The 6,000-nt window shown below is 70.7% G+C and carries 5 protein-coding genes; 3 read left to right on the top strand and 2 right to left on the bottom strand.

The window, feature by feature from the left end; all coding sequences use genetic code 11:
- The first annotated feature begins 59 nt into the window (after window positions 1-59).
- From K8556_RS17995 to K8556_RS18005, 3 genes are all read left to right on the top strand, one after another.
- Window positions 60-1,805 (top strand): AAA family ATPase, encoded by a 1,746-nt coding sequence (locus tag K8556_RS17995; RefSeq protein WP_223741308.1) that lies wholly within the window; start codon window positions 60-62, stop codon window positions 1,803-1,805.
- A complete protein-coding gene (locus tag K8556_RS18000) occupies window positions 1,805-2,743 on the top strand; it encodes a hypothetical protein (protein WP_223741309.1) in 939 nt (312 codons plus the stop codon). The genes K8556_RS17995 and K8556_RS18000 overlap by 1 nt, the downstream gene beginning before the upstream one ends.
- Before the next feature lie 246 nt (window positions 2,744-2,989).
- The gene (locus K8556_RS18005) at window positions 2,990-3,259 is read left to right on the top strand and encodes a laminin G domain-containing protein (protein WP_223741310.1); all 270 of its coding nucleotides are present in this window, start codon (window positions 2,990-2,992) and stop codon (window positions 3,257-3,259) included.
- Window positions 3,260-3,267: 8 nt separating this feature from the next.
- Here the strand turns inward: K8556_RS18005 and K8556_RS18010 are convergent, their stop codons facing one another.
- Both K8556_RS18010 and K8556_RS18015 read right to left on the bottom strand, forming a co-directional pair.
- The gene (locus K8556_RS18010; protein WP_223741311.1) at window positions 3,268-3,810 is read right to left on the bottom strand and encodes a hypothetical protein; all 543 of its coding nucleotides are present in this window, start codon (window positions 3,808-3,810) and stop codon (window positions 3,268-3,270) included.
- A gap of 356 nt (window positions 3,811-4,166) precedes the next feature.
- A complete protein-coding gene (locus K8556_RS18015; protein ID WP_223741312.1) occupies window positions 4,167-5,804 on the bottom strand; it encodes a hypothetical protein in 1,638 nt (545 codons plus the stop codon).
- Between the last annotated feature and the right edge of the window lie 196 nt (window positions 5,805-6,000).

Here is a 6,000-nt window from a genome sequence, read left to right on the forward strand (position 1 = left end):
GTGGTTGCGCATGGTTGCGCATTTGACGGGCATTTGATGGCGGGCTCGCTGGAGACCTCATGCTGACCTCGCTCGAGATCGAGAACTTCAAGGGCATCGCCGCTCGCCAGCGCATCGACTTCGCGCCGCTGACGCTGCTCTTCGGCGCGAACAGCGCGGGCAAGAGCACCATCCTGCAGGCGCTCGTCTACCTACATGAGCTGCTCGAGCGCGGCTCGGCGGATGTCGATCGCACCGAGCTAGGCGGACACGTGCTCGAGCTCGGCGGATTCGCGCGGCTGGTCCACCAGCACGACACCACGCGCGCCATCGTGCTGCGCGCCGAGTTCGCCGCGCCCGGCGGGCTCGAGCGGTTCGGGCGCGACCTCACGGTCTTCCCGTTCCCGGACCTCGACGATGAGGTGGAGAGCGCGTGGCTGGAGCTGACCGTCGAGTATCGCATCACCACCGCCTTCCGAGGGCCGATCGTCAGCCAGGTGCGCATCGGCGTGAACGGCGACGCCGAGCCGCTCGTGTGGCTTGAGGTCGGGGCCACGATGCGCGAAGGCGAGCCGCTCCACACGCGGGTGAACCTCGGTCATCCGATCCTCGCAACTGAGACGCGCGAGCTGCCTGACGGGTACGCGATCGAGGCCGATGGCACACGGCGTCCATTCACCGCAAAGCACGCGCCGGCGGAGGTCACCGAAGCCTGGGAGCAGATCGCCATCCCCGAGGAGCAGCTGCATCGGGAGCTGACGGCCGAGGGCGGTGGCTACGGTGGAGGAAGTGGCTCAGGAGCGGGCCTTGGAGACGGCAGCGGCTTTGGCGACGGTCGGTCGCTGCCGGTGTTCGCGCTCGCGCGGACTCGGGCGTCAGCCCTGCCTGCGCCGGGCGAGCCCTTGCGGGTCGTGGCGGCAAGCGACATCGAGGGCGACAAGGAGGAGTTCGCCTCGCTGCGACTCAAGCCCGCGTCTGACGAGGTGAATCGACAGGTGGAGGCACTCGAGGCGTCAATTGCTCTCCGGGAGCGGGCTGCGCGGGAAGTCCGCACGTTCTTGGAGATGATCGTGCTCGGCACAACCTCGCAGCTCGCGAGCTTCCTGCGTGACGCTCAGTACGTCGGGCCGCTGCGCACGATCCCGCCGCGCGGGTTTCTCTACGAGCGCGCCGGCCGCATCACGAGCTGGGCCGACGGCCTCGCCGCGTGGGATCTGCTCCTCGCGGATCGCCTCACGCTTGTCGAGCGGACGAACGACTGGCTGCGCAAGCTCAACGTCGGCTGCAAGGTAGTCGTGCAGCAGCTCTTCGAAGGCAACGCAGACGCCGAGGACGTCGCGGCAGGCCACGTCGACAAGACGGTACGGCGCCTTTTGCTCGACACGGGCGCGGGCTCATTCGTCCTGCCGTCGGAGGTGGGCGCCGGCATCTCTCAGCTCATTCCCGTGGTGGTTGCGGCCATCGAAGGGCGCGGCGGCCTCTCGCTCGTCGAGCAGCCGGAGATCCATGTCCACCCGGCCGTCCAGGTGGGGCTTGGCGATCTCCTCCTCGACGCTGCGAACCGCGAGGGGCAGCGCCGGATCATCTTCGTCGAGACCCACAGCGAGCATCTGCTCTTGCGGGTCATGCGGCGCATGCGTGAGACCCACGAGGGGACCGTGCCGGGCGGCGTTCGCCCCGTACGGCCGGAGGATGTCTCTGTGGTGCTCGTGGAGAGAGACGGATCACGTAGCATCAGCCGCAAGATGCCGCTGAACGAGCGCGGTGAGCTGGTCAAGGCATGGCCCGGAGGGTTCTTCGAAGAAGGCCTCCGAGAGGTGCTGTGATGGCGTTGCTCGCCGAGTACGCGCTCACGCCTGGTGTCTTCGACGTGACGGCCTACACCAGCGAGGAGGTCTGTGGCCTCCATCTGCAAGCCCTCAAGGAGGTGCTCCTCCACGAAGGGCTCGTCCGCAATCTACGCGCGGGCGAGTGGGCCAAGACCTTCGACGACGCGTCGCGCCCGTGGCACCAGCGCGGCAAGGAGCTGCTGAGGAAGCTGCGGACGCAGCAGCGCATCGTCTTCGCCGATCCGGCAGCCGCCACCACGCCGCAGACCGACGCCGACTGGTGCGTCGAAGCACTCGCGAGCCACTCGACGCGGCTCCTCGCGGGCGTGATCGCGACCGATGCCACTGCAGTCCCGCACGCTCGCAACGCGATCGTCAGCTCCGTGAGCAAGTTGTCGAGCGCGCCGTGGTGGGCCTCTCGGAGCCCGTCGCTGCGCCTTGAGCGGACGCTCGTGGCCTACGAGGCCGCCCTCGCACCGGTGTTGCGGCACGCCAACTCGCTCATCTTCGTCGACCCGTTCATCGATCCTACGGACCACCACCAGTACGGCGACATGATGAAACTCCTCGCGAGTCTACGTACGCGTTCGGTGAAACCGCTCGTCGAGATTCATCGAGCGGCCTGGTACGGTGGCGGTAACGACAAGCGCCCTCGGGTGAGCGACGTGGTCGCGGCGCTGACGCCAGCCATCACCACGGCGGCCAAGACCGCAGGACTCTCGGTGGACGTCTTCCTCTGGGATGACATCCACGACCGTTACCTGATCACCGACCTCATCGGCATCAGTCTGCCGTACGGGTTCGGCACGACAAGGGCGCCCAACGCTCAGACGACGTGGACACGCCTCGGACGCGACGACCGCGATGCCGTTCAGCGCGACTTCGACCCCGCGTGTCGTGCCCCTCGCCACCGCTTCACCGTGAAGGGGACGTGACAGCGATCGACCGACTCGACAGCGCCACCCTCGAAGCTCTCTGCGATGTGCTCGGTGACACAGGCGGCGGTCTCACTGGGTCCGAGATCGGCGGGCTGCTTAGCCAGTGCCAGATCGACGACGTCGCGCCGGTCATCACGAAGCGACATCGGCTCTACGAGGCGCTGGCTGCGCGTCAGCAGCGCGACGGTACGGCCAACAACGTGATCGCCTTCGTGCAGGCCGCCATGCACCCGGCGCGGTACAGTGGTGCGCACCACCGGCGGCGCGGACGCTGTCATCGTCAAGTCGTCCGTGGGCATCGCGGATGGCGTCTGGCACAAGGTGACGTGTCAGCGCACCAGCACCACGTTGACCATCCTCATCGACAACGTGGCCCGGGGCAGCGCGCTGCTCGCCAGCACCTACGACATCAACCCCACGGGCCAGTCCGTCGGCATCGGGGCCAAGAGCGCGGGGAACAACAACGACCAGTTCCACGGCGCCATCGACGAGGTGTACTTCAACCTGGATTGAGTCCGGGGCTATTCGCGCGAGCGCATGAGGGCGTCCGGCAGCGGAGGCCCCGTGGGCGTGGGGCGCGGTGACTCCGGGAGCGTCCGGCCGAAGGGGTAGCGCGCCTCCGCGTGGACGCCGAAGGACTCACCTCCGGCGCTCGCCAGCAGCACGAGGTCGTCGTCGGGGCGGGAGCCCTCGGGCAGTCCCAGGGTCCAGGGCACTTCCCGGGTGTCGCCGTCCAGGATGATGGGCGACGTGGGGCCCTCCCGGAGGACCGTTCGCGGCGGCACGCGCAGGGAGACCTCCACGGGCGCGGTGAAGCCCGGGCTCCGGTCCAGCCGCGCGATGAGCCGCACCGCGTCCGCGCTGACGTCCACCACCCGCCAGGAGACCTGCAGGGGCGCGGGGATGCGCGCCGTGGCGGGGAGCACCGTGGGAGGTGGCGCGGGGCTGTCCGTGGCCGTGACGCCGTCCACCGGGCCTCGCGTGAGCACGGGTGTCACCGCATCCGTGGCGTGCGTCTTCACCGGGACGACAGGCCGCGCGCCCTGACGCTCGCGCGGCTTCACGTCCCCCGCATCCACTCCGTACGCGGGGAGCGCCACCGACCGCGCGGATGCGAGGAGCGTCGGTGAGGACGCGTGGACGGACTTCCCCTGCGCTTGACGAGGTGGCGAGGAGGGCCGTGGCGGCTTCTTACGCCGCACCCGGTCCACACCGGAGGCCATGCCCGCCGAAAGTGCGCCAACGAGCGCCAGTGCCAGCACGGCCCCCGCCACGCGCTTGCGCATCAAGGGGCGCGGGAGGAACCGCCGGCTTCGCTGCATTGAACCTGGGAGTTTCATGGGCACGGGTCACCGCGACCTGCGATTCGCGGGCGCTTCTGGGGCTTGGGCCTGCGACGACCTCCGGCTTCGCGGGAGCGTCATGGGCACAGGGGCTCGTGGCTGGGATACGGGAAGGCCGTCGCGGGGTCGGTGGCCGCGTCCACCAGCGTGTTCGGGAAGCCCTGGCACATCAGCGCGTCCAGGAAGTCCGCGAGGCACGGTGAGGGCCTGCCCGTATCCACCACGGCCGTGAGCGCGCCCTGCGCATCCCGCGTCCAGGTGTGGCGCGTGTAGCCGCGCGCCCAGGGCGAACGGTTCATCGCGGGCGCGGCGAGCGCGTCGTAGAGGGGCTGGCTGGACGGTGTCCCGGTGGCCGCGCGGTAGAGGATGGCGGCCACCTCGTTCTCGTCCACGGGCTGGAGCAGCCCGGCTTCCGCGCGGGGCCGGGCCCAGGGGCTCACGGACGAGGCTCGCGCGGACAGGTCCACCCAGAACAGCGTCCCGCCCTGCCGGTCGAAGTAGCGGGGACTGCGGCGCGCGTCCGTGCTGAACCACGTGGCCCAGCCCTCGCTCCACGCCTGTCCCGGGAAGGTGGGCACGCCCACGTAGTGCGGCCCACCCTCCTCCGGGCTGGTGCCCCGGCTGGCCATCACCCAGTGCCCCAGCTCGTGCATCACCATCGCGTCCGACCACCACGCCGCATCCGAGTCCCCCGGCAGCCACACCTGCGCGTCCCAGCTCCGGCCCGCCGCCGTCACCGGCCACGGCGCGAAGCACGCCCCGCAGGACCAGGTCGTCCCGAAGCCGAGCCACGCCACCACGGGCAGGCCGTCGCGCCCGCCGTAGCGCTCGCGCATCCGGCGCCAGGCCGTGCCCAGCACGTCGAACACCGCCGCCGCGCCGGAGCCCTCGGACTCGGCGAGGGTGAACGAAGGGTGCTCCGACAGCTCGCGCGTCGTGCGCGACCAGCTCCAGATGCGGGCCGCGTCCCCCGGCACCGTCTTCACCGACTGCGCGCCCGGCAGCCCGGGGTCCGCCACCGCGTAGGCCACCGCGCCGTCCCGCCCCCGGCCGGCCGCGTACACGACGACGCGGTCGTCCTCGCCCGGGGAGGCCGACACCTTCAGCGTGAAGCGGCCGGCGTCATCCGTTACCTGCGAGTCGAGCACCTTCGTGCCCTGGAACGACACGATGAGGAACCCGCGAGCAGGCACCGGCTCCACGTCCGTCGTCCACGCGCGGAACTCCGCGTCCGGGAAGCGGCGCGCGTAGCGCACCGTGCCGCTCAACGTGGCTCCGGGCCTGCCGCAGAAGCCCCGGCCGGGCGCGGCTTCGCAAGGCACGTCACAGGCCCGCGCGGCCCACCGGCCGTTCGTGCACACATGCAAGGTCCTGGACTCCGTGCACCGCGAGACGCCGTCGACACACGCCGAGCCCGCGACACAGGCGACCTCGGGCGATTCGACGCAGGTGGTGTCCTCCGCGCAGTCCTCCCGGTGCACGGCCCCATCCACGCAGCGCTCCAGCACGCGAGGCCCCAGGCACCGTGACGGCGCGGGGAGCTGATCACACGCGAGCGCGGGCCGGACGGTCTCCTCGGGCAGGGACGTGACACAGGCCGCGCAGGCCGCGCCCTCGCAATCCACGGCACAGGGCGTCAGCTCCGCTCCCGGGTCGCACCCCGCGAGCGCCAGCGCCACGAGCGCCCAGCACCACACCCAGACCCCGCGTCCCACCAGGAGGAAACCTCGTTCGAGCCAGCGCCCGTGAGGACAGCACGCACGAGTCGACGTCAGGCAGAGCCAGGAGGGCGACGGCCCCCCTGCCCGCCCGCCCTGCCAGCCGCGCCGCGCACAAACCTGTCCGACTGGAGGTCTGCGCGGAATAGCGAGGCCAGTTGGCCGGCTGCCAAGCGACAAGGGGGACAGGAGC

Source organism: Corallococcus sp. AS-1-12, assembly GCF_020036995.1.
Taxonomy (GTDB): domain Bacteria; phylum Myxococcota; class Myxococcia; order Myxococcales; family Myxococcaceae; genus Corallococcus.

Coding starts and splice junctions, on each gene's coding strand:
- K8556_RS18000 (WP_223741309.1), top strand. CDS start 1,805: ATGGCGTTGCTCGCCGAGTACGCGCTCACGCCTGGTGTCTTCGACGTG.
- K8556_RS17995 (WP_223741308.1), top strand. CDS start 60: ATGCTGACCTCGCTCGAGATCGAGAACTTCAAGGGCATCGCCGCTCGC.